This is a genomic window from Cellulomonas sp. McL0617, from assembly GCF_049994875.1.
In the GTDB taxonomy this organism is placed as follows: domain Bacteria; phylum Actinomycetota; class Actinomycetes; order Actinomycetales; family Cellulomonadaceae; genus Cellulomonas.
The window spans coordinates 2,211,628-2,236,211 of the sequence record NZ_CP188256.1 but is presented as its reverse complement, the minus strand read 5'-3'; the positions used below and the strand labels follow the sequence as shown (position 1 = coordinate 2,236,211).

General features: G+C 71.8%; 26 protein-coding genes and 1 riboswitch. Of the genes, 11 read left to right on the top strand and 15 right to left on the bottom strand.

The window, feature by feature from the left end:
* Positions 1–79: 79 nt before the first annotated feature.
* Complete coding sequence (locus ACPPVS_RS10155) at positions 80–1,159, bottom strand: carboxylate-amine ligase (RefSeq protein ID WP_426592150.1); 1,080 nt, start codon at positions 1,157–1,159, stop codon at positions 80–82.
* A 674-nt stretch (positions 1,160–1,833) separates the two neighbouring features.
* Here ACPPVS_RS10155 and ACPPVS_RS10150 point away from each other — a divergent pair.
* On the top strand, positions 1,834–3,180 hold the full coding sequence (locus ACPPVS_RS10150; RefSeq protein WP_426595943.1) for a DUF6421 family protein: 1,347 nt from the start codon (positions 1,834–1,836) through the stop codon (positions 3,178–3,180).
* Here the strand turns inward: ACPPVS_RS10150 and ACPPVS_RS10145 are convergent.
* From ACPPVS_RS10145 to ACPPVS_RS10135, 3 genes are all read right to left on the bottom strand, one after another.
* On the bottom strand, positions 3,170–3,916 hold the full coding sequence (locus ACPPVS_RS10145) for a potassium channel family protein (RefSeq protein ID WP_426592149.1): 747 nt from the start codon (positions 3,914–3,916) through the stop codon (positions 3,170–3,172). The two genes, ACPPVS_RS10150 and ACPPVS_RS10145, sit on opposite strands and share 11 nt — an antisense overlap.
* A 41-nt stretch (positions 3,917–3,957) precedes the next feature.
* Positions 3,958–4,749: a transglutaminase-like domain-containing protein gene (locus tag ACPPVS_RS10140; RefSeq protein ID WP_426592148.1), complete on the bottom strand. Its 792-nt coding sequence runs from the start codon at positions 4,747–4,749 to the stop codon at positions 3,958–3,960.
* Positions 4,750–4,821: 72 nt separating this feature from the next.
* The gene (locus tag ACPPVS_RS10135; protein ID WP_426592147.1) at positions 4,822–6,270 is read right to left on the bottom strand and encodes an SDR family NAD(P)-dependent oxidoreductase; all 1,449 of its coding nucleotides are present in this window, start codon (positions 6,268–6,270) and stop codon (positions 4,822–4,824) included.
* A 277-nt stretch (positions 6,271–6,547) separates the two neighbouring features.
* On the opposite strand from ACPPVS_RS10135, the gene ACPPVS_RS10130 reads away from it, so the two are divergent.
* From ACPPVS_RS10130 to hrpB, 4 genes are all read left to right on the top strand, one after another.
* Entirely contained in the window at positions 6,548–7,972 is a 1,425-nt protein-coding gene (locus tag ACPPVS_RS10130; RefSeq protein ID WP_426592146.1) for a glutamate decarboxylase, read from the top strand.
* Complete coding sequence (locus ACPPVS_RS10125) at positions 7,969–8,853, top strand: hypothetical protein (protein WP_426592145.1); 885 nt, start codon at positions 7,969–7,971, stop codon at positions 8,851–8,853. Before ACPPVS_RS10130 ends, ACPPVS_RS10125 begins: the two co-directional genes overlap by 4 nt.
* A gap of 152 nt (positions 8,854–9,005) precedes the next feature.
* Positions 9,006–9,881, top strand: coding sequence for a phosphatase PAP2 family protein (locus ACPPVS_RS10120; RefSeq protein ID WP_426592144.1), 876 nt, complete (start codon positions 9,006–9,008; stop codon positions 9,879–9,881).
* Between the two features lie 36 nt (positions 9,882–9,917).
* On the top strand, positions 9,918–12,401 hold the full coding sequence (hrpB, locus tag ACPPVS_RS10115; RefSeq protein ID WP_426592143.1) for an ATP-dependent helicase HrpB: 2,484 nt from the start codon (positions 9,918–9,920) through the stop codon (positions 12,399–12,401).
* A gap of 46 nt (positions 12,402–12,447) precedes the next feature.
* Here the strand turns inward: hrpB and ACPPVS_RS10110 are convergent, their stop codons facing one another.
* The 5 genes from ACPPVS_RS10110 to ACPPVS_RS10090 all read right to left on the bottom strand — a co-directional run bounded on the left by ACPPVS_RS10110 (position 12,448) and on the right by ACPPVS_RS10090 (position 16,069).
* Positions 12,448–12,870, bottom strand: a complete 423-nt coding sequence (locus ACPPVS_RS10110) for an SHOCT domain-containing protein (protein WP_426592142.1) — start codon at positions 12,868–12,870, stop codon at positions 12,448–12,450.
* A 129-nt stretch (positions 12,871–12,999) separates the two neighbouring features.
* Entirely contained in the window at positions 13,000–13,824 is an 825-nt protein-coding gene (locus tag ACPPVS_RS10105; protein WP_426592141.1) for a hypothetical protein, read from the bottom strand.
* Between the two features lie 67 nt (positions 13,825–13,891).
* Entirely contained in the window at positions 13,892–15,133 is a 1,242-nt protein-coding gene (locus tag ACPPVS_RS10100; RefSeq protein WP_426595942.1) for an APC family permease, read from the bottom strand.
* Positions 15,134–15,217: 84 nt separating this feature from the next.
* Positions 15,218–15,364: a hypothetical protein gene (locus ACPPVS_RS10095; RefSeq protein ID WP_426592140.1), complete on the bottom strand. Its 147-nt coding sequence runs from the start codon at positions 15,362–15,364 to the stop codon at positions 15,218–15,220.
* 16 nt (positions 15,365–15,380) lie between these two features.
* A riboswitch (cyclic di-GMP riboswitch) is annotated at positions 15,381–15,455 on the bottom strand.
* A gap of 203 nt (positions 15,456–15,658) precedes the next feature.
* Positions 15,659–16,069: a CD225/dispanin family protein gene (locus tag ACPPVS_RS10090; protein ID WP_426592139.1), complete on the bottom strand. Its 411-nt coding sequence runs from the start codon at positions 16,067–16,069 to the stop codon at positions 15,659–15,661.
* Between the two features lie 223 nt (positions 16,070–16,292).
* Here ACPPVS_RS10090 and ACPPVS_RS10085 point away from each other — a divergent pair, with 223 nt between their 5' ends.
* Positions 16,293–16,499, top strand: a complete 207-nt coding sequence (locus tag ACPPVS_RS10085; protein ID WP_426592138.1) for a three-helix bundle dimerization domain-containing protein — start codon at positions 16,293–16,295, stop codon at positions 16,497–16,499.
* A 26-nt stretch (positions 16,500–16,525) separates the two neighbouring features.
* Here ACPPVS_RS10085 and ACPPVS_RS10080 read toward each other — a convergent pair whose 3' ends face one another.
* A complete protein-coding gene (locus ACPPVS_RS10080; RefSeq protein WP_426592137.1) occupies positions 16,526–16,735 on the bottom strand; it encodes a hypothetical protein in 210 nt (69 codons plus the stop codon).
* A 103-nt stretch (positions 16,736–16,838) separates the two neighbouring features.
* On the opposite strand from ACPPVS_RS10080, the gene ACPPVS_RS10075 reads away from it, so the two are divergent.
* Together ACPPVS_RS10075 and ACPPVS_RS10070 are read left to right on the top strand one after the other, a co-directional pair.
* Positions 16,839–17,060, top strand: coding sequence for a three-helix bundle dimerization domain-containing protein (locus ACPPVS_RS10075; protein ID WP_426592136.1), 222 nt, complete (start codon positions 16,839–16,841; stop codon positions 17,058–17,060).
* A 49-nt stretch (positions 17,061–17,109) separates the two neighbouring features.
* Positions 17,110–17,241 (top strand): zinc finger domain-containing protein, encoded by a 132-nt coding sequence (locus ACPPVS_RS10070; RefSeq protein WP_426592135.1) that lies wholly within the window; start codon positions 17,110–17,112, stop codon positions 17,239–17,241.
* Positions 17,242–17,266: 25 nt separating this feature from the next.
* Here the strand turns inward: ACPPVS_RS10070 and ACPPVS_RS10065 are convergent, their stop codons facing one another.
* From ACPPVS_RS10065 to ACPPVS_RS10045, 5 genes are all read right to left on the bottom strand, one after another.
* Positions 17,267–17,749: a CD225/dispanin family protein gene (locus ACPPVS_RS10065; RefSeq protein WP_426592134.1), complete on the bottom strand. Its 483-nt coding sequence runs from the start codon at positions 17,747–17,749 to the stop codon at positions 17,267–17,269.
* A gap of 97 nt (positions 17,750–17,846) precedes the next feature.
* Entirely contained in the window at positions 17,847–18,506 is a 660-nt protein-coding gene (locus ACPPVS_RS10060) for a DedA family protein (RefSeq protein WP_426592133.1), read from the bottom strand.
* Complete coding sequence (locus ACPPVS_RS10055) at positions 18,503–19,360, bottom strand: hypothetical protein (RefSeq protein ID WP_426592132.1); 858 nt, start codon at positions 19,358–19,360, stop codon at positions 18,503–18,505. The genes ACPPVS_RS10060 and ACPPVS_RS10055 overlap by 4 nt, the downstream gene beginning before the upstream one ends.
* A gap of 40 nt (positions 19,361–19,400) precedes the next feature.
* Entirely contained in the window at positions 19,401–20,774 is a 1,374-nt protein-coding gene (locus tag ACPPVS_RS10050; RefSeq protein ID WP_426592131.1) for an ATP-binding protein, read from the bottom strand.
* Between the two features lie 5 nt (positions 20,775–20,779).
* Positions 20,780–21,523 carry a hypothetical protein gene (locus tag ACPPVS_RS10045; protein WP_426592130.1) on the bottom strand — a complete coding sequence of 248 codons (744 nt, stop codon included), beginning with the start codon at positions 21,521–21,523 and terminating at the stop codon, positions 20,780–20,782.
* Positions 21,524–21,777: 254 nt separating this feature from the next.
* On the opposite strand from ACPPVS_RS10045, the gene ACPPVS_RS10040 reads away from it, so the two are divergent.
* The 3 genes from ACPPVS_RS10040 to ACPPVS_RS10030 are packed head-to-tail and all read left to right on the top strand — an operon-like array spanning position 21,778 to position 24,583.
* A complete protein-coding gene (locus ACPPVS_RS10040; protein ID WP_426592129.1) occupies positions 21,778–22,719 on the top strand; it encodes a sugar phosphate isomerase/epimerase family protein in 942 nt (313 codons plus the stop codon).
* Positions 22,716–23,630 carry a transketolase gene (locus tag ACPPVS_RS10035; RefSeq protein ID WP_426592128.1) on the top strand — a complete coding sequence of 305 codons (915 nt, stop codon included), beginning with the start codon at positions 22,716–22,718 and terminating at the stop codon, positions 23,628–23,630. The genes ACPPVS_RS10040 and ACPPVS_RS10035 overlap by 4 nt, the downstream gene beginning before the upstream one ends.
* A complete protein-coding gene (locus tag ACPPVS_RS10030; RefSeq protein WP_426592127.1) occupies positions 23,627–24,583 on the top strand; it encodes a transketolase family protein in 957 nt (318 codons plus the stop codon). Before ACPPVS_RS10035 ends, ACPPVS_RS10030 begins: the two co-directional genes overlap by 4 nt.
* Position 24,584 lies beyond the last annotated feature (1 nt).

The window sequence follows — 24,584 nt, the reverse complement described above, 5'->3', positions numbered from 1 at the left end:
CCTTGCCGCAAGCCCCCCGGCCCGCTATATCTTGAGAGTGGAAGGAGCCGCGAGCTCCTTCCTTCTTATGTGGGACCGACTACGCGAGCGTCCGGTCGACGGCGCGACGGACCACCTCGTCGTCGTCCGCCCCTTCGGCTCGCCAGCCCAGCTGCTGGATCGCACCGTTGCCTCGGCGCAGGACGGTTGCGATCTGGTGCTCGACCCAGTCGACGTCCCCGTTCGCGACGAGCGCGGGTCGTACACGCTCGACGAGCGTCGCGACCGCCTCCGCCGCCGGCACCGGCGTACCGGTCAGGGGATCGACCAGGTCGCCCGTCAGCCCGGACCGGGCGGCCCGCCAGGCGGCGGCCCTCAGCAGCTCGGTCCGCGGCGGGTCGGTCGTGGCGCCCGGTGTGTCCGCCAGCGCGCGCACCAGCGCCGCCTGCAGCGCGGCGTCCCCGGCGTCCAGGCAGACGTCGGCCACCCGTACCTCGACCGTCGGGTAGCGCGACGAGAGCCGGGCGTCGAAGTAGACCATCCCTTCGTCCAGGATCGCTCCCGAGCGCAGCAGTCCCTCGATGACTGCGCGGTAGCCGGCGGCGTCGCCGAACGGTGCGGTCGGGCCGGCGGTGGGCCATCGACCCCAGACCTGCGACCGGTAGCTCGCGTAGCCGGTGTGCGTGCCCTGCCACGAGGGACTGTTCCCCGACAACGCCAGCAGGATCGGGGTCCACGGGCGCAGGTGGTCGAGGATCCGCACGCCCTCGTCGTCGTCGGCGACCTCGACGTGCACGTGGCACCCGCACGTCAGCTGGTCGCGGGCCGTCTGTCCGAACTCCGCGCGGATCGCGATGGCCCGCCGGTCGGGCACGACGGTCGACTCGACCACCTGCGGAGCTGTGGCCAGGGCGGCGATGCGGGCACCGGCGCGGCGAGCGAGCTCGTCGGCTCGCTCCCGTCCGGTCCGGATCTGCTCGACGAGATCCGCGAGGTCGGTGCACGGGTGCGTCGAGGTCTCGATCTGCTCCTGCTTGAACTCCTTCTCGAGGTCGCCGCCGGGGACGTCACCGGACGACGGCTCGTCGGCCGCGCGGCGCAGGACCGCCGCCGCCACGGCGTGCGGCCGACCGTCGGGCGTGACGAGCAGGAACTCCTCCTCGACGCCGACGCTCCGCATCGGCTCAGTCTGGGGGAGACGTCTGCGTCGCGCTCGGCAGCGCCGGCGCTGGTAGCCGGACCCGAGCGCACCTGACCGCGACGAGGAACGGCCACGCCAGACGTCGTGGGAGGTCTCCTGCCCGGTCCGATGGCCCGTTGACCGAGGAGCCCGCAGACCGTACCGTGCGGTAACGCTCCCGTCCGGATAGTGAGATGCGCATGAGCCTCTTCCCGACCCTGCATGCCACCGCGGACCTGCCGCCCGCGCACCGGGCCCACCTCGAGGGCCATGGGATCGCCCTGGTCGGCGCGACCGACGACCCGGACGTCGTTCTCGTCCTGCCGGGGACGGACCCCGTGCCGACGCGGGCCGGGACGGTCGTCGTCGCCACGGTTGACGACACGTCCGCAACGGTCGCGCTCCTGGCCGCACGCGGCATCGTGGCGCGTCCGACGGGGTCCGTCGGCGTGCTCGCTGCGGCCGAGGTCGGCGTCCCGGACCTCTTGGCATGGACGAGCGACCTCACGCTGCCGGTGCGGGCCGTGTTCGACGCCCCGACCCCGGCCGTCGCCCTGCTGCGGCTCGGCGAACGCGGTCCGGTCGTCGCCGCGGGGATGCGCGACGACCGCGGCACGCTGCTCGCCCTCGGCGTCGATCCGCTCGCCGGCAGCCCGGAGGCCCTGCTGAACGCCGTGTGCTGGGCGGCGCCGACGGCGACGACCGATGCGGTGCGTCGGGACGGGCTCGTCGACCACCCGGCCTGGCAGCGGCTGAAGGCCGACGTCACCGAGCTCCAACGGCTCCAGGTCAAGGACGGGTCGATCGCGGACGCGTCCCTGCACGCCCGCGCCCGAGAGCTCGTGACGGCCATCGACGTCGCGGTCACCGAGCTCGTCCCGGCTCTCCCGCACGACGAGGAGTACCTCACCGCCGTGGGCAAGGACCTGCAGCGCTGGTCCGACGGCGGGTTCGTCGTGCCCGACTTCCTCGACTCCCTGGTCGCGTTCCGGCCGGAGACGCAGCGCACCGACGGGTTGGTACATCTGGTTCTCTTCCCGATGTACACGCAGAACGGGAGCACGGAGCGGCGGGTCGAGGCTGTGCTGCTGCGGGTGCGGTGGCCCGACCTGGTCGCGGACCTGGAGGCGAAGCAGTTCAGCAACGCGCTGTTCGTCCCGGTGACCTTCCTCGACTTCACACCGGGCTACGACACCAACTCTGCCGTCCTCTTCCCGGAGACGGTGGCCGTGCGGGAGGTTCCGGCGTTCACGTGGGGTGCCATCTTTGCGGACCGCGAGGCCGCGCGGTTCCGTCGCGTGGTGCGGGCGGCGGCCGAGACGACCCGCCTGGCGTTGCCGCCGGACGCTGCCCGGTTGCTCGACGACCAGCGCCTGGCCGAGGAGACCTTCGTCCTGTGGGACCTCGTGCACGACCGGACGCACATGCGCGGCGACCTGCCGTTCGACCCGTTCATGATCAAGCAGCGGATGCCCTACTTCCTCTACTCGCTCGAGGAGCTGCGCTGCGACCTCACCGCGTTCCGTGCGGCCGTGCGGCTCGAGGCCGACGGGGTGCCGCACGCGCGGTACGTGCAGTACGCGATCCTGTTCGACCGCATCTTCCGCTTCCCGGTGACCGGCAGCCGCGTCCGCAACTACGACGGCCTGGGCGGCCAGCTGCTCTTCGCCTGGCTGCACCAGCAGCACGTCCTGCACTGGACCGACTCCCGGCTCACCATCGACTGGCCGCAGGTGCCGGATGCCGTCATCGCGCTGGCCGAGCGGATCGAGCAGCTGTACTGGCGCTCGATCGACCGGCCCAAGACCGCACACTGGCTGGCCGCGTACGAGCTCGTGTCCGGCACGCTCACCCCGCACCCGGCATCGGCGTGGGCCGTGCGCGACCTGCCGCTGGACGGCCCGCCGAAGGGTCTGACGGATGCGGTGCTCGACGACGAGTTCCCGCTGTCCATGTTCTACGAGGCGTTGTCCCGCAAGATCGCCGACGTGGTGGCCTCGACCTCGGGGATCACGGCGTAGGCCCCTGCGGCTCGTCCGTGCCTGGGCCGAGCCTCGAGCGACGCGGCGTGACCGTGAACGAGGCGACGAGGCGCGCCACCAAGGTGGCCAGGAACACCTGGCCGACGAGGGCCTCGAAGGTCGCGATGTTCCGCCCCGGGAACGTCGCGGCCGTGAAGTCGCCGTAGCCGAGCGTGGTCAGCGTCGTGTACGAGAAGTACTGCAGGGACTGCTGACTGGTCGCCTGACCACCGGCGAAGAACGGACCGGAGCCCAGCCAGGCGATGACCCCGAAGACCCCTGTGAAGATCATCCCGATCATCAGGTAGGCGCTGAGCGCGCCGAAGATCGACTGCAACGTGATGGCGGCCCGCCGCAGGATGCGGTCGAGGATCACGACGAGGGTCGTGATGAGGATCGCGGCGACGGCCGCGTTCAGGATCCCGTAGGCGTCGTCGCGGGGGAGCAGGGCGAAGGCGAGGGCGCCGACTATCGCTGCGACGATCGGGACGACGCGCACGACGATCCGCCAGGGACCCTCGACGCGCGACGAGCGGATGGCCACCACCAGGGCGCCGACGTAGAGGAATGCGACCAGGACCTGCACCCACTCCTGGCTGCCCAGCGCGGAGAGCACGTAGGCGGTGACGAGGAGCGTGAGGACCAGCGCGAACCGGTCCGGCTCCGCACGACGTTCGGACCAGGTGCGGCGCGAAGGCAGGACGCTCTCGTCCGGGTCGGGTTCGGCTGCGCTCACGCACCGGAGGTTAGCAGCGGGACCGCCGGCCGCGACGCGGCTCAGCCGACGACGACGAGATCCCGTACGTCGTCGTCGGGCAGCGTGCCCGCGACGGCCGTGACCTGGAGCTCCAGCAGGTCGGCGAACCCGTGGTGGACGTTCAGGAACGCCGTGTCGGAGGCGTCCCGACCCGTGGCGATCCGCACCAGCGTGGACCGAGGCGCGAGCGTCGTCGCGTCGACCACGTACCAGGTGCCGTCCAGGTAGGCCTCGGCGACCGCGTGGAAGTCCATCGGTGACAGGCCCGGCGCGTACACCGAGGCCAGTCGCGCGGGGACGTCGAGGGCGCGCAGCAGGGCGACGACGAGGTGGGCGTAGTCGCGGCAGACGCCCTCGCGAGCGAGCAGGGTCCGGACGGCGCCGTCGGTCGGCAGGCTCGAACCGGGCACATAGGAGAGCCGGGACCCCACCCACGAGCTCACCGCGGCGAGCAGGTCGTACCCGCGCAGCCCGGCGAACTCGGCGTGGGCCGTGGGGCCGAGGGAGTCGGACTCGCAGTAGCGGCTCGGCCGCAGGTAGCGCAGGGCGTCCGCCTCGTCGGTCGGTTCGGCCTCGGCGCGCCCGTCGATCGTCGCGGTGTAGTCGAGCAGCAGGCGGCCGACGCCGGCCTGGACCACGTGCAGGCGCGTCCCGTGGTGGTCGAGGAGCGCGGTCGGCTGGACGAACCGGCCGTCGACCGAGACCGTGAGCGCCTCGGTGCACGCGTACTGGCTCGACACGGCGAGCTCGAACGCCAGCGTCGCGGGCGCGGTCACGTCGAGGACGAGGTGGGCGCTCATCTCACGATGCATGCGCCGAGCGTGGCGCCTCCGGCTGCCGCGCGCCTCCGGACGCGGCCTAGAGGTCGCCGAGTGTGACCAGCGTCACCATGCGGATCGCACGTAGTCCTTGAGGAAGCAGCCGTACAGGTCCTCGCCGGCCTCCCCGCGCACGATCGGGTCGTACACGCGCGCGGCGCCGTCGACGAGGTCGAGCGGAGCGTGGAAGCCCTCCTCGGCGAGCCGGACCTTGGTGGGGTGCGGCCGCTCGTCGGTGATCCAGCCGGTGTCCACGCTCGTCATGAGGATGCCGTCCAGGGCCAGCTCGTTCGCGCTGGTGCGGGTGAGCATGTTGAGGGCGGCCTTGGCCATGTTGGTGTGCGGGTGCCCGGGGCCCTTGTAGCCGCGGGAGAACACCCCTTCCATCGCCGACACGTTCACCACGTACGACCGGCCGGCCGGCCGCCGCATCACGTGCCGCAGCCGGCTGACCAGGATGAACGGCGCGGTCTGGTTGCACAGCTGGACCTCGAGCAGCTCCATCGGGTCCACCTGGTCCACGGTGTGCACCCAGCTGTTCGACTCGGCCGTGTCGGGCACGAGCCCGCCGGCGTCGATCGCGGTGCCGGCCACGAGCCGTTCGAGCGATGCGTGCTCGGCGGTGAGGGCCAGCCGGTCGACGCCGGCGGCGACGCTCGTCAGCTCGGTGACCGATCCGGCGAGCGCGATCGGGTGGGCGCTGCTGGTCCGGCCGTAGGTGGTGATCGTCGGCAGCGGTCGGTCCGGCAGCGGCTCGAGCTCGGCGTCCGCGAGGTGCGAGTACGCACCCGGGGAGCGGCGGACCGTCTGCGCGGCGTTGTTGATCAAGATGTCGAGCGGTCCCTGCGCGGCGACCTCGTCGGCCAGGGCGACCACCTGGGCCGGGTCGCGCAGGTCGATGCCGACGATGCTCAGCCGGTCGAGCCAGTCTGCGCTGTCCGGCATGGCGGCGAACCGACGCGCGGCGTCGCGCGGGAACCGGGTGGTGATCGTCGTGGTCGCGCCGTCCTGCAGCAGGCGCAGTGCGATGTACATGCCGATCTTGGCGCGGCCGCCGGTGAGGAGCGCGCGCTTGCCGGTCAGGTCGGTGCGGGCGTCGCGCTTGGCGTGGTTCAGCGTCGCGCAGGTCGGGCAGAGCTGGTGGTAGAACGCGTCGACGTCGACGTACGGCTCCTTGCAGATGTAGCAGGGCCGCGCCTTGAGCAGCGTGCCTGCGGTCGCGCCCTGCGCGGCCGAGACCAGAGGGATGCCGTTGGTCTCGTCGTCGATCCGGCCCGGGCTGCCCGTCGCGGTCGCCGCGATGACCGCACGGTCGGCCGAGCTGATGGCCTCGCGCTTCTCGGCCCGTCGCTGCTTCTTGGCGGCCTTGAACAGCGCCGAGGTGGCGCGTCGGGCCAGCGCGAGGTGCGGGTGGTCCGACGGCAGCGCGCTGATCTGCTCGGCGACGCGCAGGAAGGTCTCGAGATCGGCGGCGTCGACCTCGTCGGTCGCGGGCTCCTGGGTGAGAGTGGTCATCGTGCGTGTCCTAGCGGGTCGTCGAACGAGAATGCTGCCGACGGGCACGCTTGACAAGGGGAGCGAGCACGAGAGCCGGGCGCGGGGGAGTGCTCAGTCTACCGGCAGGCCGCTCGGCGCCACGCTTCCTCCTGCTTGCTGGGGGACCAGCGCCGAAGTCCGGACAGACCGGGACAGAAGTGCACCGTCGGCTGCTACGTTCGATCCGCAGGTGCGTGCACATTCTCCGCAGGTCGCCGCCGCCCGGGCGTCCCGCGGCTGGACCCGAGGAGCAGCGGTGAGCAAGAAGCTTGAGAGCATCGACGTGTTCGGCCCGATCCACGGCCGGCCCAGCTTCCGGGAGAGCATTGACCGCGGCACGTTCCCGGAGCACGGCATCGACGCCGACGAGGCGTACGAGCTGCTGCACACGGGGCTCATGCTCGACGGTCGCGAGACGTTGAACCTCGCGTCGTTCGTCACCACGTGGATGGAGCCGCAGGCCGAGAAGCTCATCCACGACACGATCCGCAAGAACCACATCGACCACGAGGAGTACCCGGCCGCCTCGCTGGTCGAGGAGGCCGCCGTGCACATGCTCGGCGACCTGTTCCACGCACCCGACAACGCCCAGGTCGTGGGCGTCGCGACCATCGGCTCGTCCGAGGCGATCATGCTCGGGCTGCTCGCGCACAAGCGCACCTGGCGCAACCGTCGGGCCGCCGCCGGGCTGCCCACCGACAGGCCGAACGTCGTCTTCGGCGCCGAGACGCACGTGGTCTGGGACAAGTTCGCCAACTACTTCGACGTCGAGATGCGCAAGATCCCGATGAAGAAGGACCGGTTCGTCATCAGCGCGGCGGACGTCGAGCCGCTGGTCGACGAGAACACGATCGCTGTCGGCGCGGTCCTGGGCACCACCCACATCGGCGAGTCCGACCCGATCGAGGAGATCAACGACCTGCTGGTGCGGATCAAGAAGGAGAAGGGCTGGGACGTCCCGCTGCACGTCGACGGGGCGAGCGGCGCGTTCATCGCCCCCTTCGCCGAGCCGGACTTCCTGTTCGACTTCCGGCTGGAGCAGGTCGCCTCGATCAACGCCTCGGGGCACAAGTACGGGCTCGTGTACCCGGGGGTCGGCTGGCTGGTCTTCCGCGACGCGTCCAAGCTGCCTGAGGACCTCGTCTTCAGCGTCAACTACCTCGGCGGGGCGCAGCCGACGTACACGTTCAACTTCTCGCGCGGGTCGGCCATGATCCAGGCGCAGCTGTACAACTTCGTGCGCCTGGGCCGCAGCGGGTACACGTCGATCGTCCAGACGATGCTCGCCAATGCCCGGTTCCTGAACGAGAGCCTGGTGGCCAGCGGAAAGTTCGAGATCCTCAACCCCGGGCTCGCCGAGCCCGTGGTCACGTTCACGCTCAAGGGCGACCCCGGCTTCGACGTCTACCACCTGTCGGCCAAGCTCCGTGAGGACGGCTGGATCGTCCCGGCGTACAGCCTGCCGCCGGACGCGCAGGAGACGCACCTGATGCGCATCGTCATCCGGCTGGACCTGAGCCGGCTGATGATCGAGCAGCTGCTCAAGGACCTGCACCTGGCCTACGACGCACTCCTCGCCGAGCAGCCCACGCACGAGCAGACGCGCAAGCCCGACGTCTGGACGTCGCCCGCCAGCGCCGCCGCCAAGAGCAAGGCGCGCACGGGTTTCACCGAGAGATGAGCGCCGGCGCCACGGTCCCCGACCTTCCGGCCGGTTGGCGCGTCGTCGAGACCTCCGGCCCGGCGTCCTTCGTCACGAACGCCGTGCTGGAGCGTCCCGACGGCTCTCGCGTGCACTGGAGCTCGCGCCGGCACCGCAAGGGACTGGGCCTCCTCGAGGACCGCGTGCTCGACCCGGCGCGCACGTGGGCCGAGCGACCGACCCCGATGAGCTGGTGGATCGGCGGCCTGTTCGCCGTCGGGTCGCTCTGCTTCGCGGTCGGCGCGGTGCCCGTCTACTTCGACAGGGTCGCGCCGGCGGTCGTGGCGTGGACGTTCTTCGTCGGGTCGATCTTCTTCACCAGCGCGGGCTACCTGCAGTACCGCGAGACCGTGACGGCGCCCGAGGGGATCTTCGTCGACCGCCAGACACGCGGGCCGGTGCGCCGGCTCATCGGCTGGAAGCCCCGACGGCTCGACTTCTGGGCCGCGTTCATCCAGCTGGTCGGCACCCTGTTCTTCAACGTGACGACGTTCGCAGCCACCCGCGCCGATCTCACGCTCGCGCAGGATCGACACCTCGTCTGGGCGCCCGACGCGGTCGGATCGGTCGCGTTCCTGGTGGCCAGCTGGTTCGCCTACTCGGAGGTGAACCGGGGAGTCCTGCCCCGGTCCGACCGGTCGACGGGCTGGCGGATCAGCGCGCTGAACCTCCTCGGGTCGATCGCCTTCGGGGCGTCCGCGATCGGCGCGCGATACCTGCGCTCGACGGGCGAGCTGGCCAACCTCTCGCTCGCCAACCTGGGCACGTTCGTCGGCGCCGTCTGCTTCCTGCTCGGAGCGGTCCTGCTCCCGGTCGAGTCGGCGCGCGACCGGGCACCCGAGCGGGCCAGCGCCGCATGAGCCGCCTTGCGACCGCTCCGCATCCGGACCGGCCGTGTCGGGTTCGACGGGCATTGCAGAGCCACCGGGTGAAGGATTGCTGACGTTTGTCACAGGGTCCGAAGGGCCAGAGCAACAATTCATGTCGTAGCCGTCCGCTAGCCTCGTTCCCGATGGTTGAACGAGACGCCGCAGGCACCAACGCGAGACGCGCCGCTCTGCGCGAGATCGCGCTCTTGGTCGTGCTCTACGCCGCCTACAGCGCGACCCGGTTCGTCGTCGGCGGCGACTGGGGCGCCGCGCGCCACCACGCCCTGGACATCCTCGAGGTCGAGCGGTTCCTGCACATCGACGTCGAGCACGAGATCAACCACGCGATCACCCCGATCACGCCGCTCGCCGTCTTCTCGGCGTACTGGTACGCGACGATGCACTTCATCGTCACGTGGACCGTGCTGGTCGTGCTCTACATCCGTCGACCGGCCCTGTACCGGCCTGCTCGAACCGCCCTGTTCGCGGCCACGTTCATCGCGCTTCTGGGGTACATGTTCTACCCGACCGCCCCGCCGCGGCTGACCGGCGGGTTCATCGACACCGTCGCGTCGACCTCGCAGTACGGCTGGTGGCCGTCCGCGGCCGAGCAGGCGCAGAACGCCAGCACCGTCACCAACCAGGTCGCGGCCATGCCGTCCATGCACGTCGGGTGGGCGTTGTGGGTCAGCGTGGTGCTCGCCTGCCTCGCCCGCCGGCGGTGGCTGAAGATCCTCTCGTTCGGGTACGTCGCCACGACCACGTCGGTCGTCGTGCTGACGGCGAACCACTGGCTCCTCGACGCCGTCGCCGGCGGCGCGCTCGTCCTCGTCTGCTGGTTCGCCGCGTTCGGCGCGACGTCCGGGGCCGCCCGTCGTGGCGTCGACCGGGTCGCCGTGCCGGAGGACTACGCCCTGACCGCCCCGGACAACCACGCCGCGACCGAAGTGCTGGAGCCGCCCGACGTGCGCGAGCTGCCGAAGCACGAACGCGACCCGGGCCGACCCGCCACCGGCTGAGCCACGTCGCACCGCCGGCCAGGGCAGACTCCATCCGTGGACGTCGACCCGATCGCGAGGCTGCTGGCGGATCCGCCCGACCTCCCGGTCGGTTCGGCCCTGGCCTCCGTCGTCGCCGCGGTCGGCGTGCACGGCGTCGCTGTCGTCCAGGCGCCGCCGGGCACCGGCAAGACCACGCTCGTCCCGCCCGCGGTCGCCGCGGCCGTGGGCGGCCGGGTCGTCGTCACCCAACCGCGCCGGATCGCCGCGAGGGCGGCCGCCCGACGCCTGGCCGGGCTGCTCGGTGAGCCCGTCGGACGGACCGTCGGCTATACGGTCCGCGACGAGAGCCGGACGACCGCCGCGACGCGGATCGAGGTGGTGACCACCGGCGTCCTGCTGCGCCGGCTCCAGCGTGATCCAGAGCTCGCCGGCGTCGGTGCGGTCGTGCTGGACGAGGTGCACGAGCGACAGCTCGACGGGGACCTCGCCGCGGCGCTGCTGGTGGACGTCCGGGCGAACCTCCGGGACGACCTGGTGCTCGTCGCCATGTCCGCGACGGTGGAGGCGGCCAGGACGGCGGCCCTGCTGGGCGGTGCTCCCGTCGTGGCGGTGCAGGGCGCTCTGCACCCGGTGGACGTCGTGTGGTGCCCGCCGCCTGCCCGGACGGCGCGGACCGACGAACGCGGCGTCACGCCGTCCTTCCTGGACCATGTCGCCGCGACCGTCCGCCGAGCGGTGGACGAGCGGCCCGGCGACGTCCTCGTCTTCCTGCCCGGCGCCGGAGAGATCGGCGCGGTGGCGCGCCGGCTCGCCGGCCTGGACGTCGACGTCCGACCGCTGCACGGCCGGCTCGGTCCGGCCGACCAGGACCTCGCGCTCGTACCCGGGCCCCGCCGGCGGGTGGTGCTCTCCACCGCGGTCGCCGAGTCGTCGTTGACCGTTCCCGGCGTCCGCGTGGTGGTGGACGCCGGGTTCTCGCGGGAGGCTCGCGCCGACCACCGTCGCGGGCTTGCGGGGCTGGTGACGGTGAGCGTGAGCCAGGCGGGGGCGGAGCAGCGCGCGGGCCGGGCCGGCCGCGAGGTGCCCGGCGCGGTCTACCGGTGCTGGTCGCAGGCGGACCACGCGCGCCTGCAGGCGCATCCCGAGCCCGAGATCCGCACGGCCGACCTGACGGCGTTCGCGCTCGAGGCCGCATGCTGGGGGAGCCCGGGCGGGGTCGGGTTGGCCCTCCTGGACCCGCCGCCCGTGGCTGCGCTGGAGACGGCGGTCCGCACGCTCCAGGGGCTGGGTGCGCTCGCACCCGACGGGACGGTGACGGTCCGCGGCCGCGCGGTGGCGGCGGTGCCGGCCGATCCGCGGCTGGCGCGTGCCCTGCTCGACGGGGCGAGAGTGGTCGGTGCCCGGCGCGCGGCCGAGGTCGTGGCGATGCTCTCCGACGACGTCCGGGCTCCGGGTGGCGACCTGGTCGCGGCGCTGCGGTCGCTGCGGCGCGGGGCGGCGCCCGAGACCGTGCGCTGGCGGGCCCAGACCGAGCGGCTGCTGACCGCGGTGCCGGACCGCACGCCGTCCGGGGCGCTGACCGACGACCTAGCCGCGGCGTTCGTCGTCGCCCTCGCGCACCCGGACCGGATCGCGCGCCTACGGCCGGGTGGGAGCGCCTACCTGATGGCATCCGGCACCGGCGCGACGCTGCCGCCGGGCTCGCCTCTGAGTGGGTTCGGCTGGTTGGCGGTGGCCGACGCGGACCGGGGTGGCGCGCGGCGGGACGCGACCATCCGGTCGGCGGCTCCGTTCGACGTCGACCTGGCGATCGACGCCGCACCGGCGCTGCTGGGCGACGAGGAGCGCGTGGACTGGCAGGACGGCCGCGTCGTCGCCCGCCGCGTCCGATCGCTCGGCGCGATCGAGCTCTCGGCGACCCGGCTCGCGGACCCGGACCCTGCACTGGTGGTCGCGGCGGTGCGCAGCGGGCTCGAGCGAGAGGGGCTGGGCGTCCTGCGCTGGAGCGACGGGGCGCGAGCGCTGCGGCAGCGGCTCGCGTTCCTGCACCGGGCGCTCGGGGAACCGTGGCCCGACGTCTCGGACGACGCCCTGCTGGGCTCCCTCGACACGTGGCTGGGCCCGGACCTCGGCCGCGGGAGGTCCGACCCCAGGAGCATCGACGTGACGACGGCACTGCGTCGGCTCCTGCCCTGGCCCGACGCCGCGCGGCTGGACGTCCTCGCGCCGGAGCGGCTCGGGGTCCCGAGCGGATCGAGCGTGCGCGTCGACTACGAGCCGGACCAGCCCGTGCTGGCCGTGCGGCTGCAGGAGACGTTCGGCTGGCGTCAGACCCCGCGGCTGGCCGACGGGCGCGTGCCGGTGCTGCTGCACCTGCTGTCGCCGGCCGGGCGACCCGCCGCGGTCACCGCGGACCTCGCGTCGTTCTGGCAGAACGGGTACCCGCAGGTCCGGGCGGAGCTGCGGGGGCGCTATCCGAAGCACGCGTGGCCGCAGGACCCTCTGACGGCCGAGGCGACGCGCCGCGTCACTCGGTGAGGACGCGGCGTCGTCGTCTCGAGGGCCTCAGACGGCCCGTCCGGGCTCAGGCCAGGGCTGCGGCCTTGAGCTGGTCGAACTCGGCCTGTGTGATGGCGCCGCTGTCGAGGAGCGCCTTCGCCTTGGCGATCTGGTCGGCAGGCGACTCGGCCGACGCGGCTGCGGACCGGATCTGCGAGTTGAACTGCTCCTGGGCCGCGGCGGCCTGAGCGACCCCGCGCTCACCCATGCCCCGGCCCCGGAAGATCAGGTAGAAGAGGATGCCGAGGAACGGCAGGAGGATGAGGAAGAAGACCCAGAGGGCCTTCACGCCGCCACCGGTGGTCTTGTCCCGGAACAGGTCGGAGAAGATCGCGATCAGGAGCCAGAACCAGATCACGAAGAGGAAGAACTCGAGCATCCACAGCAGGACGTCGCCGCTGCCGAACGTCGATGTCACCGTGTCGCTGGCGAACAGTGTTGTGAGCATGTCGAAAGTCTCCTGGTGCGGGGTAGAAGAGCAGGACGGACGTCCGGCCGGGAATCCGACAGATCGGGCTCCCGCGCCTCGATACTAGGACCATCGATGCACGTCACAGCGCCGCGACGCGCATGCTGGTCAGGACGGTCGGCCGTCGGCGTCGCAGGGGAGCGAGAGGGTGAGACCGACCGAGGAGAGCTCCGCGTCCATGACGCGCAGGTTGCGCTGCATCGCTGTCGGCTCCAGCTTGCCCAGCCCCGCGCCGTGCGGGTGGTCGAAGAACGTGAGCAGCAGGAGCAGCAGGGTGATGACCACGGTGACGCTGCCCATGAGCATCACCTGCGTCGTGGCCTTCTCGCCGCGGTCCGCGAAGAAGAGCATGTACGCGAAGATCACGCCGGAGATCACGTAGAGGACCAGCCAGAGCGGGAACGGGATGAGGCCCTCGGCGCCATGGACGCGGTCGACGCGCGCCTGCTCGCGGGCGGCCGTCTGGTCCATCCACCGGTCGTACGCGGACTGCTCGGTGTCACTGCCGGGAGTGAACTGCTCGAGCGTGTGGAACATGCGTACGCCCCACGGGTTCACCGCCTCGCCCAGCGTGCCGTCGCCCATCGCCGGCCACTCGGTACCCACCACCGAACGCCCGTAGCAGACGAGCTCGCCGCTGAGCTGCCGGGCGGTGTCCGTCGGGAAGAACTGCGCCGTCTCGAGCTGCTGCGCCACGATCGTCGCCTCCGTCTCCGCCCCCGAGCGTGCCTGGTCGTAGGAGTCGAAGGCGAGAAAGATGATGAAGCCCAGCAGCACCGAGAACCCGGTCGCGAGAACACCGAACACGCCGGACGCCCGGTCGCCGTCGGTGAAGAAGCTGCCCTCGGGTGCACGTCGCCGCACGAAGAGCATCGCCGTGCACGTCAGTGAGGTGACGATGACGACGACGATCGCGCCCACGACGATGTTCATGGCCGGAAATATACGGGTCGGTCACGATGCGGCGGGCGTCGGCCGCCGAGGGTCAGGCGGACGATCGTCACGCCGGGCGACGACTCGCAGGCATGCGTCGGCGCACCGCCCACTCGATCGCCGCGCCGAGCACGACGACCAGCCCGGCGGCGACGGCCGCTCGAGGGAGGGTGCATGCCAGGACCAGGCACCCGAGCAGACCGACCAGAGGCACGACCCGGGGCGGTCGTCCCTCGTCGCGCCGCAGCGTCAGCGCGGACGCGTTGGCGATCGCGTAGTAGACGAGGACCCCGAAGGACGAGAACCCGATCGCGCCGCGCAGGTCGAGGGTCGCGACGAGGACCACGACCACGACGCCGACGGCCACCTCGGCGGTGCGCGGCGTCCGGGACTGCTCGTGGAGCCTCGCCAGTCCGGAGATCCGTGGTCGGTCGCGCGCCACGGCCACGACGGTCCGGGACACCCCCAGCAGCAGCGCGAGCAACGCGCCGAGAGACGCGGCGGCCGCGCCGACCCGGACGGCGGGCGCCCAGGCGGCCCAGGACCCCGACTCGACGACCGTCTGCAGCGGCGCCGGTGACGCCGCCAGTCCCGGTGCGCCGATGGCAAGCAGGGCGCTGAGCCCGACGACCACGTACACCACGAGCACGACGGTCAGTGCGATCGCGATCGCGCGCGGGATCGTGCGGACCGGGTCGCGCACCTCCTCGCCGAGCGTCGCGACGCGCGCGTAGCCGGCGAAGGCGAAGAAGAGCAGGCCGGCCGACTGCAGGATGCCCCCGACGTCGGCGCCCGGGAACGGCTGGAGGTTCGAGGTGTCTGCCGTCCCGCCACGGAACGCGGACAGGACGACGACGAGGAGCGCCGCGAGCGAGACGACGACGATGACGGTGCTCAGCTGGGTGGAGCGTTGCACACCGGCCCAGCCGAGCACGGTCAGGGCCGCGACGGCGAGCACCGCGACCAGCCGGACGTGACCCGGTGCGACGTACGACCCCAGGGTGAGGGCCATGGCGGCACAGCTGGCGATCTTGCCGACGATGAAGGCCCAGCCCGCCTGGCCCGCCCACAGGTCGCCCAACCGGTGCCGGGCGTAGACGTAGGTGCCGCCCGACGTCGGGTAGAGCGCCGCCAGCCGGGCCGACGATGTCGCGTTGCAGTAGGCCACCAGCGCGGCGACGCCGAGCCCGATCAGCAGTCCGGAACCCCCGGCGGCGGCAGCAGGCGCGAACGCCGAGAAGATCCCGGCCCCGATCATCGCCGACATGCCGACGACGACGGCGTCTCGCACGCCGAGCCGTCGGACCATCGAGTGCGGGCCGGGCGTCACGTCGGGGACGGGTTGCTGCACTGCCCCATCATGGCGTGGGCCGACCGCCGGTGGTCGGACCGCTCAGGCGGCCCGGCCGTCCTGCGCCGGGACGAGGTCGATGGCATCGGAATCGGCGGCCAGGGCGGCCCATGCCTTGAGGCGGCCCGCGGGCAGTCCGCCCGTGAAGGCGGCCCCCGTGGGGTCGACCGGGTATCCGCGCTGATCCATCTGACCGTCCCGTCTGTTCGGTAGCCCGGCTGACCCAGAAGGCCCCGTGGCTTTGCGTCCCCGCCTCACAGCGGGTTTGCCGTCTCGCTGACGTCCCTACCCTAAGTGATGGCGGGCATGACAACAGTCATGACAGAACGGACAATCGGACATTCGTCCATTTTTCACCCGCCCGCGTGCCGGTGCGTCGCCCGCACGGGTGACGACGGGCGCGATCGCGCGTCCGTTCGGGCTACCCACACCCACCGGCACCCACGGCGACACGCTGTCACAGCCACTGTCGTGAGCGGGCCGTCACCCGTTGCGGTACGGCGCGGGGGCGCCGAACGGCTGCTGGTTCGACCAGCCCGGGCCGCTCTCCCACACGCCGCTGTTGTCGAGGTGGTGCGCCGCGAGCACGAAGAGGGCGATCGAGACGATCCAGGCCAGCATGGAGAGCAGGATCACGCACCCGCCGACGATCACGCTGATGATGCCCCAGCGCCGGGCGTTCGCCGACTCGCGCTGCGCCGCCTCGGCGTCGGCCGCACCGAACGCCCGGGCGGCCCGGTGCGACGCGAGCAGCGCGGGGATGCCGGTCGGCCAGAACAGCAGCATCCCGGCGATCACCCACCCGACGGGTGCGGTCAGGAACGTGTGCCGGTATGGCGCGGGCGACGGGGCCGGAGGCAGAGCAGGGTCGGTGGCGTTCGACGGTGATGCCACGGTGGTGTCCTCCCGAGGGCGCGGATTCTCCCGACGAGCCTACGGCCGCAGTCGGTGCGGGGTGACCACCCGGGCTCGACGCGCCGCGCCGCGCCCGGGACGGTCGTCCTCGAACGAGCCCATCCGCGCACCAGCCGCGGCGTGTCGTCGCGTGTCCAACTGTTCGACCGCTGTTCGGGTTCGCGCCGTTGTGCCGGCCGCGTCCCGGCTCGAGCGTGTCCGTATGGCCATCGAGGACGAGCACCGCGCGATCGACGACGTCGTCGACCGCATCGCCACCAGGTACCCGAGCTTGTCCAGGGCGCTCGTCCGCGACCAGGTCGACGTCGGGCTCGCTGCGTTCGACGGATCCGCGGTGCGCAGCTTCGTCCCCATCCTGGTCGAGCGGGACGCCGTCGAGTTCCTGGCCGAGTTCGCCGAGGGCGGCTGACGGAGAAGGCTCGTGCGCCGGCGGGATCAGCGCCGACGATCTCCCTCGCGCTCCGCGATGTAGGCCGGCCGTCCGTCGGGAAGGGTCGTGGTCTCGGCGGTCACGACGTACGGGACGTCCGTCACGTCGTCGCCCCGGTAGTGCAGATGCTCACCCGTCGGCATCCCGTCCAGCCCGAGGAGACCGACGGCGCCGTCGACCTCGCCACCACGGGCCACGACCCAGAAGTGATGCATGCGTCCAGGATGGCACCGTGTCGTCGACCTGCGGAAGCCCCGACGTCGGCCGTCGTTCACGCGGGCCATTGACCTGGTCGAGCGTCCATAGGACGCTTCTGGCATGCCCATCGAGGACGAGGGTCACGCGATCGACGAGGTGGTGGAACGCCTCTCCGCCCGCTTTCCGGACGTGCCGGAGTCGGACGTCCGTGCGCAGGTCGAGTCCCACCTGACGAAGTTCTCGGGAGCGGCCGTCCGCGCCTTCGTCCCGGTCCTGGTGGAGCACGAAGCGGGCGAGACTCTTGCGAGCCACCAGGTCGGCGGAGGCGGTGACCCGACGTGACCGGTGGGCCGCCCTGGCGCGTCACGGCCGTGTCAGGGACGATCTGCGCATGACCAAGCCGTTGAACGTCGAGTGCCCCCGGTGCGGCGCCGCGCCGGGGAAGTCCTGCCGGACCGCAGACCGGGTCAAGCGGTCGCCGCACGACCGCAGGGTGTCGGCCGCCCGCGGCACGAAGAGCTGAAGCCTCGACGAGGCCCGACCTCGGTCTAGCCGTTCGAGCGCTGGCGACCGGACCCGTCCGGCACGGCGAAGGGCTGCTGGTTTCCGATCCGAGGGCCGAAGTCCCGGCCGCCGTCGCGGTGGTCGTGGACCGCGACCGCGACGACGAAGGCCCACACGATCGTCGTCAGCACCGACAGGGCGACCAGGACCGCGCCGATGATCACGCTGATGATGCCCCACCGGCGTGCGTTCGCAGACTCGCGGACCGCCACCTCGACGTCGGCCGCACCGAATGCACGCGCCGCCCGGTGAGACGCGAGCAGGGCCGGGATCCCGGTCGGCCAGAAGAGGAGCATTGCGGCGATCACCCAACCGACCGGCGCGGAGGTTCGGTGCGCCGACGGCTGGGGCGCCACGTAGGGGGGCGGATCGGCGGGCGGGGGAGCGACGGGCGGATCGGCGGGCAGGGGCGCGACGGGCGGATCGGTCACTGCGGTCGTCTCGCTGGCGTTCGACACTTCGGACACGGCTTCCTCCTGGCGATGTGCTGGTGGCACGAGGCTAGGAGTCGACCCTGGGAGGAGCCTTTGTGCGTGCGCCGAACGGGTGACCGGCACCGACGCACTACGGTGTCGCGGCCCGAGACCGGGACCTGAGCCGGGAGATCACGAACCCGCCGACCAGGGCGACGACGACCGCGACCACGACCCACTGCGCGATCCCGGCGTACCTCTCGACGGCGTCCCAGTTCTCGCCGAGCAGATAACCGGCGCAGACGAAGATCGTGTTCCAGACGGCGCTGCCCGCGGCGGTCAGGGCGAGGAACACGAGGACCGGCATGCGCTCGACGCCGGCCGGGATGGAGATGAGGCTGCGGAAGACGGGGACCATGCGCCCGAAGAAGACGGCGGCGTGCCCGTGCCGGGTGAAGAACGCCTCGGCACGGTCGATGTCGGCGATGCTGACCAGCGGGATCCGGGCCATGAGGGCACGGGTACGGGTCCGTCCCACGAGGGCCCCGAGCAGGTACAGGACCATCGCGCCCACCACGGAGCCCGCCGTCGTCCACACGATCGCCTCGACCAGACCGAACGTGCCCTGGCTGGCCGTGAACCCGGCCAGGGGCAGGATGAGCTCGCTCGGCAGCGGCGGGAACACGTTCTCCACGGCGATGGCGATGCCGGCGCCGGCCACGCCGAGCGTCTCCATCAGGTGGACGGCCCACCCCGAGACGCCGGACAGCACGGACGGGTCCGTGCCGGTGGCCAGCGCCAGCACTGTCACGCGACGGTCGCGGGGAGCTCGTCGATGTCGTCGATGTCGTCGATGTCGTCGAAGTCGTCGAAGTCGTCGATCTCGGCGGCCTCGACGTCACGCTTGGTGACGAAGAGATAGAGCACGATGCCCGCGATCGCGGACAGGAAGATCGCGCTGGTCGCCGTCGTTCCCAGGCCGAGCCCGCCGTCCGCGGTGGGCTGGGAGAGCAGGTCGCCGATGGACGCGCCGAGCGGACGGGTCAGGATGTACGCGGCCCAGAAGGACACCACGGCGCCGAGGCCGAACCGGTAGTGGGCGAGCGCGACCACGCCGATCGCGGCCGCGAACAGTGCGACCGAGGCGAGGTAGCCAAGGCCGAGACCCTCGGCCAGGAGATCCCCCGCCGCGGTGCCGAGCGCGAACGTGAACAGGATGGCGAGCCAGTAGAACGCCTCGCGGCGGGTCGTGGTGATGGAGTGGATCGAGAGCGTGTGCTCGATCCGGTACCAGATGGCGAACGTGATGGTCAGTGCGATGGCGAACACGAGCGTGGTGACCCAGAGCGGGACACCGTAGTTGTCGACGAGGTTGTCGGTGATCAGGGTTCCGACGACGCTGATGAGCACGACGGCCAGCCAGTACAGGGGTGCGACGTAGCGCGAGGACCGGAACTGCAGGGCGAGCGTCACCACGAGGATCACGCCGACGAGCAGGCTCGCGACGGTGAGCGTCATGCCGAGCGTGTCGGTGAGGTAGTCGGCGAACGTCTCGCCGACCGTCGTGGCGAGCACCTTGATCAGCCAGAAGAAGATGGTGATCTCGGGGACCTTGTTGAGCAGGCGGTTCGAGATCGTCCGGGCGGTCGGGAGGTCTGAGGTCATGGCTGGAAGGTTCGCTGACCGACCCTGAGGATCGCCTGAGTCACGGGCCGACGGTCGACGGCAGCGGCAGGTCGACGGTGAACGCGGCGCCGCCCAGGTCGGAGGCGCCCGCGCGCACGGTGCCGCCGTGGGACTCGGCGATGCCCCGCACGATGGCGAGCCCCAGGCCCGAGCCGCCCGTCGTGCGCGACCGGCCGTCGTCGAGACGCACGAACCGGTCGAAGACGAGCTCCCGGTCGGGCTCACGGATCCCCGTGCCGTCGTCGGCAACCTCGATCCGGGCACGCCCGTCGAGCCGGTGCACCGAGAGCCGGACCCGCCGCTGCGCGTGGCGCACGGCGTTGTCCGCGAGGTTCTGGACGGCACGGGCCAGCTCGTCGCCGTTGCCACGCACACGAACCGGCTCGGTGGCCACGTCGACGTCGACCCCGTCGGGCGGGTGCAGCCCGAAGCCGACCCGTTCGACGATCTCGTCCAGGTCGACGTCGTGGTCGCGTCCCGGAGCGCCGCTGTCAGCCGTACGAGTCAGGACGAGCAGGTCGTCCACGAGCTGTTGCATCTGGTCGTTCGATGCGCGCAGGACGTCCGCGGTCGCGGCCCAGTCCGCATGCCCCGGGTCGCGCACGGCCACGTCGAGCTCGGCCCGCGCGGCGGCGAGCGGGCTGCGGAGCTCGTGGCTGGCGTCGGCGACGAACCGGACCTGGGCCTGCTGGGCGTGGTGCAGCCGGTCGAGCATGCCGTTCAGCGTGACGGCCAGCCGGGCGATCTCGTCGCCGGTCGCAGGGACGTCGACCCGGGTGTCGAGGTCGGCGTCGCTGATCTGAGCGGTACGCGCGCGGATCTGCTCGACGGGCTGCAGCGCCCGGGCCGTCAGCAGGTACGTGATGACGCCGACGACGAGGACGAGCAGCGGCACCGCGACGAGCATCGCCTGGGCGGCGTCGAGCACCGTGTCGCTGCCGGAGGCGTAGGACTGGCGCACGATCACCGTGTCCGCCCCGGCCACGCCCTCGATCCCGAGCGCGACCGTCACGAACGGTTCGTCGCCGGGCCCCGGCACCGTGGCGCTGGACACCTGGACGGCACGTCCGGGTGCGGCGGTGGCCGTGGTCAGCGGCGGGTAGCCGGCGAGCTCCTGGCTCGCGGCCGCCACCGCGCCCTGGTCGAGGATCTGGACGAAGGCGTCGTCGCCCGGCCCGGACTGCAGGTTGAGGCTCGACGTGATCGAACCGTCGGAGGTGAGCTCGGCGGCGATGTCGTGGGCACGGGTGCTCGCCGCCGCGACGGCGGTGTTCTCGATCGAGCCCTGCAGGACGACGAGCAGCCCGAGGCACGCCAGCACGAGAGCGAGCGCGACGGCCCCCATCGCTGCCAGCGCGGACCGGGCCCGGACCGTGCGGACCAGCGAGATCATGCCGGTCACGCTAGCGTCCGGCGCTCCGCTCGCTGGGTGAAGGTCATCCGCACCACGAGCGCGACGATGACGAGTGCGAGTGCGAGTGCCACGCGGCCGGAACCCAGACCGAGTCCACCGCGTTCCGGGGAGACACCGAGCCAGTCGGCGAAGGATGCGCCCACGGGCCGGGTCATGACGTAGGCGAACCAGAACGCGAGCACCCCGTTCATGCCGAACCAGCGGTACCCGATGGCCGGGACCAGCAGGACCGCGGTGAACAGCAGTCCGGCGGTGAGGAAGCCCAGGTGGAACGTCACGGCGACCATGTCCCCGGCGGCGGTCCCCAGCGCGAACGTGGCCATGACGGCGGCCCAGTAGAACAGCTCGCGGCGCCGCGTGCGGATGCTGTGGATCGACAGCGTCTTCTCGCTCGCCGACCACAGGACGAACACCGCCGCCAGAGACACCGCGAAGAACGCGGTGGAGACCACGTACGGGATGCCGAGCCCGACGTGCAGGACGTCGGCGGCCATGGTGCCGAACACCCCGACCATCGACACCGCGAACCAGTAGCGCCACACGACGTACCGCTGCGCGCGGAGCTGGATGACCATCGCGATCGCGAACGCGACGGCGCCGATCAGGACGGCCAGCACCGGTGGCATCGCGCGGACGAGGAAGTCGGACGCCGACTCGCCCATCGCCGTGGTCAGCGCTTTGGTGACCCAGAAGATCGCGGCCACCTCGGGCACACGGCTCAGGGCCACGACGCGGACGTCGGCGGTTGCAGTGGGTCGACTCGTCGGCACCCTCGGATCGTCCTCGGAGCAACCTTCAGATCTGCTGAGGATCGCGGCGGCCCGTCGGGCAGGCGCTCCCGGGCGGTTCGCGCACACCGGCCATTCCCTCGTCGGGGACCGTCTGGTACTGTCAGTGAATCGACGATCGGAGCTGAATAGATATTTCCAGCCAGACCAGCCAACCACGGTTCGGCGCCGGCCTGTGGCACTTCGCGTCCTACGTGGACCGCTACGCCACCGACGGCTACGCGCCACCCGTCACCACGCTCGAGCAGATCGCCCGCGCCGGGGAGGTCGAGGACCTGTCCGTCGTCGACGTGCCGTACCCCTTCACCCCGGACGTCACGGTCGACCAGGTCAAGGCCGCGCTCGCCGACCACGGCCTGGAGTGCGTCGGCGTCACCCCGGAGATCTACATGCGCCGGTTCAGCAAGGGCGCGTTCACCAACCCCGACGCCGCGGTACGTGCCGACGCACTGGCCGTCCTGAACGAGGCCGCCGACGTCGTGCGGTCGCTCGGGGCCAGCTACCTGAAGGTGTGGCCGGGCCAGGACGGCTGGGACTACCCGTTCCAGGTCGACCACCACACGCAGTGGGAGCTCGCCGTCTCAGGCATGCGCGAGCTGGCGCTGGCCAACCCGGACATCAAGATCGTCATCGAGTACAAGCCGCGCGAGCCGCGCAACAAGATGTTCTGGGACTCGGCAGCCAAGACCGCCCTGGGCATCAAGGCCATGGGTGTCGACAACGTGGGCGTCCTGCTCGACTTCGGGCACGCCCTGTTCGGCGGGGAGTCCCCGTCGGCGGCGGCCCAGCTCCTCATCGACCACGGGCTCCTGTGGGCCATGGACGTCAACGACAACCTGCGCGGCTGGGACGACGACATGGTCGTCGGCACGGTTCACCCGGTCGAGGTCTTCGAGTTCTTCTACACCCTGAAGATCAACGGCTGGGAAGGCGTCTGGCAGCTCGACCAGTTCCCGTTCCGCGAGGACACCGTCGAGGCCGCCCGGCTCTCCATCCGGTTCCTCAAGGGCATCCACCGCGCGCTGGACGAGCTCGACATCGACGCGCTGCGGGCCGCACAGGCCCATCAGGACGCGATGGGCGCCCAGAAGCTCGTCCAGGACGTGCTCTTCTCCTGCCTGCGGGAGGACTCATGAGCGTCGAGGAGGACCTCGTCCCGCACGTCGGGACTCCTGCCGTCGCGGACTCGCTGCCCGTGCTCGGCCGGGTCCCCGAGGGAGCCGACCGAGCCACGGCGCTGGTGCACCTCGCCGAGGCCGCGCGCCAGGTCCGCCGGCGGGACATCCAGATGATCCGGTCCGCCGGGCTGGGCCACATCGGCGGCGAGTTCTCGGTCATCGACATCCTGGTGACGCTCTACCTGTACTCGCTGAACGTCTCGCCCGACGCGGTGGACGACCCGGACCGCGACCGCTTCATCCTGTCCAAGGGCCACGCGGCGGCTGCGCTCTACACGACCCTCGCGGTCGCGGGCTTCCTGCCCCCGGAGCAGCTGAGCACCTTCATGCAGCCGCTCTCCCAGCTGAACGGCCACCCGGCCCGGACCAAGATCGCGGCCGTCGAGGCCAGCACCGGGCCGCTGGGCCACGGGCTGCCGATCGCGGTCGGCACGGCGTTCGCCGGCAAGCTCGACGCGTCGCCCCGGCGCACGGTCGTGGTCGTCGGCGACGGCGAGCTCCAGGAGGGGTCCAACTGGGAGGCGCTGATGACCGCGGGCAACCACCGGTTGTCCGGCCTGTGCGTCGTCGTGGACCGCAACCGGCTGCAGCAGGGCGCGCGGGTGGCCGACACCAACGACCTGGAGCCCTTGGCCGACAAGCTGCGGGCGTTCGGCCTCGAGGTGGTCGAGGTCGACGGGCACGACCACGCCGCCCTCGCCGACGCGTTCGCGGCCGTCCCGGCCGCCTCGGGCAAGCCCACGGCCGTCATCGCCCACACCTTCAAGGGCCACCCGATCTCGTTCATGTCCGACGACGTGGCCTGGCACCACAAGGTCCCGTCGCCCGACCAGGTGGCCACCGCACTCACCGAGCTGGAGACGCCATGAGCACCACGACCGCACCGGCCGACCGCGAGCTGCACGACTGCCGCGACGCGTTCGTCGCGACCCTGATCGAGCTTGCCGCGGACGACCCCCGGATCGTCGCGGTGGTCAACGACTCGGTGGGCTCCAGCAAGCTGGGACCGTTCGGCGCCAGGTTCGGCGACCGCCTGGTCAACGTCGGGATCGCCGAGCAGGACATGGTCGGTGTCGCCGCCGGCCTGGCCAACGGCGGGAAGATCCCGTTCGTCTCGGCCGCGGCGTGCTTCCTGACGGCGCGCGCGATGGAGCAGATCAAGGTCGACGCCGCCTACTCCCAGCACCACATCGTGCTCTGCGGGATGAGTCCCGGCATGGCCTACGGCGAGCTCGGCCCGACGCACCACTCGATCGAGGACCTGGCCTGGCTGCGGACGATCCCCGGCCTGACCGTCCTGGTCCCCAGCGATCCCACCGAGACCGCCCAGGCGATCCGCTGGGCGGCCCAGCACGACGGACCCGTGTTCGTACGCGTGAGCCGCATGGGTGTGCCGGACGTCAACCCGGAGGGCTACCAGTTCGCCCCGGGACGGGCCGTCGTCCTGCGCGAGGGCACCGACGTCACGCTGGTGGCCGCCGGGACGGTCGTCGTGCGTGCGCTCGACGCGGCCGAGCTCCTGGCCGCCGACGGCGTGTCGGCACGGGTCCTGTCGATGCCGAGCATCAAGCCGCTCGACGAGGACGCGCTGCTCGCGGCCGCACGCGAGACCCGGGGGATCGTCACCGTCGAGGAGGCGCTGACGTCGGGGCTCGGGGGAGCCGTCGCGGAGCTCGTGGTGCGCCACCAGCCGGTGCCGATGCGGTTCGTCGGCGTGCCCGACTCGTTCGCACCCACCGGGTCGGTGGAGTGGCTGCTCGAGCACTTCGGCATCGATGCCTCCGGCATCGCCTCCGCCGCTCGTGAGGTGCTCGACCTCTAGA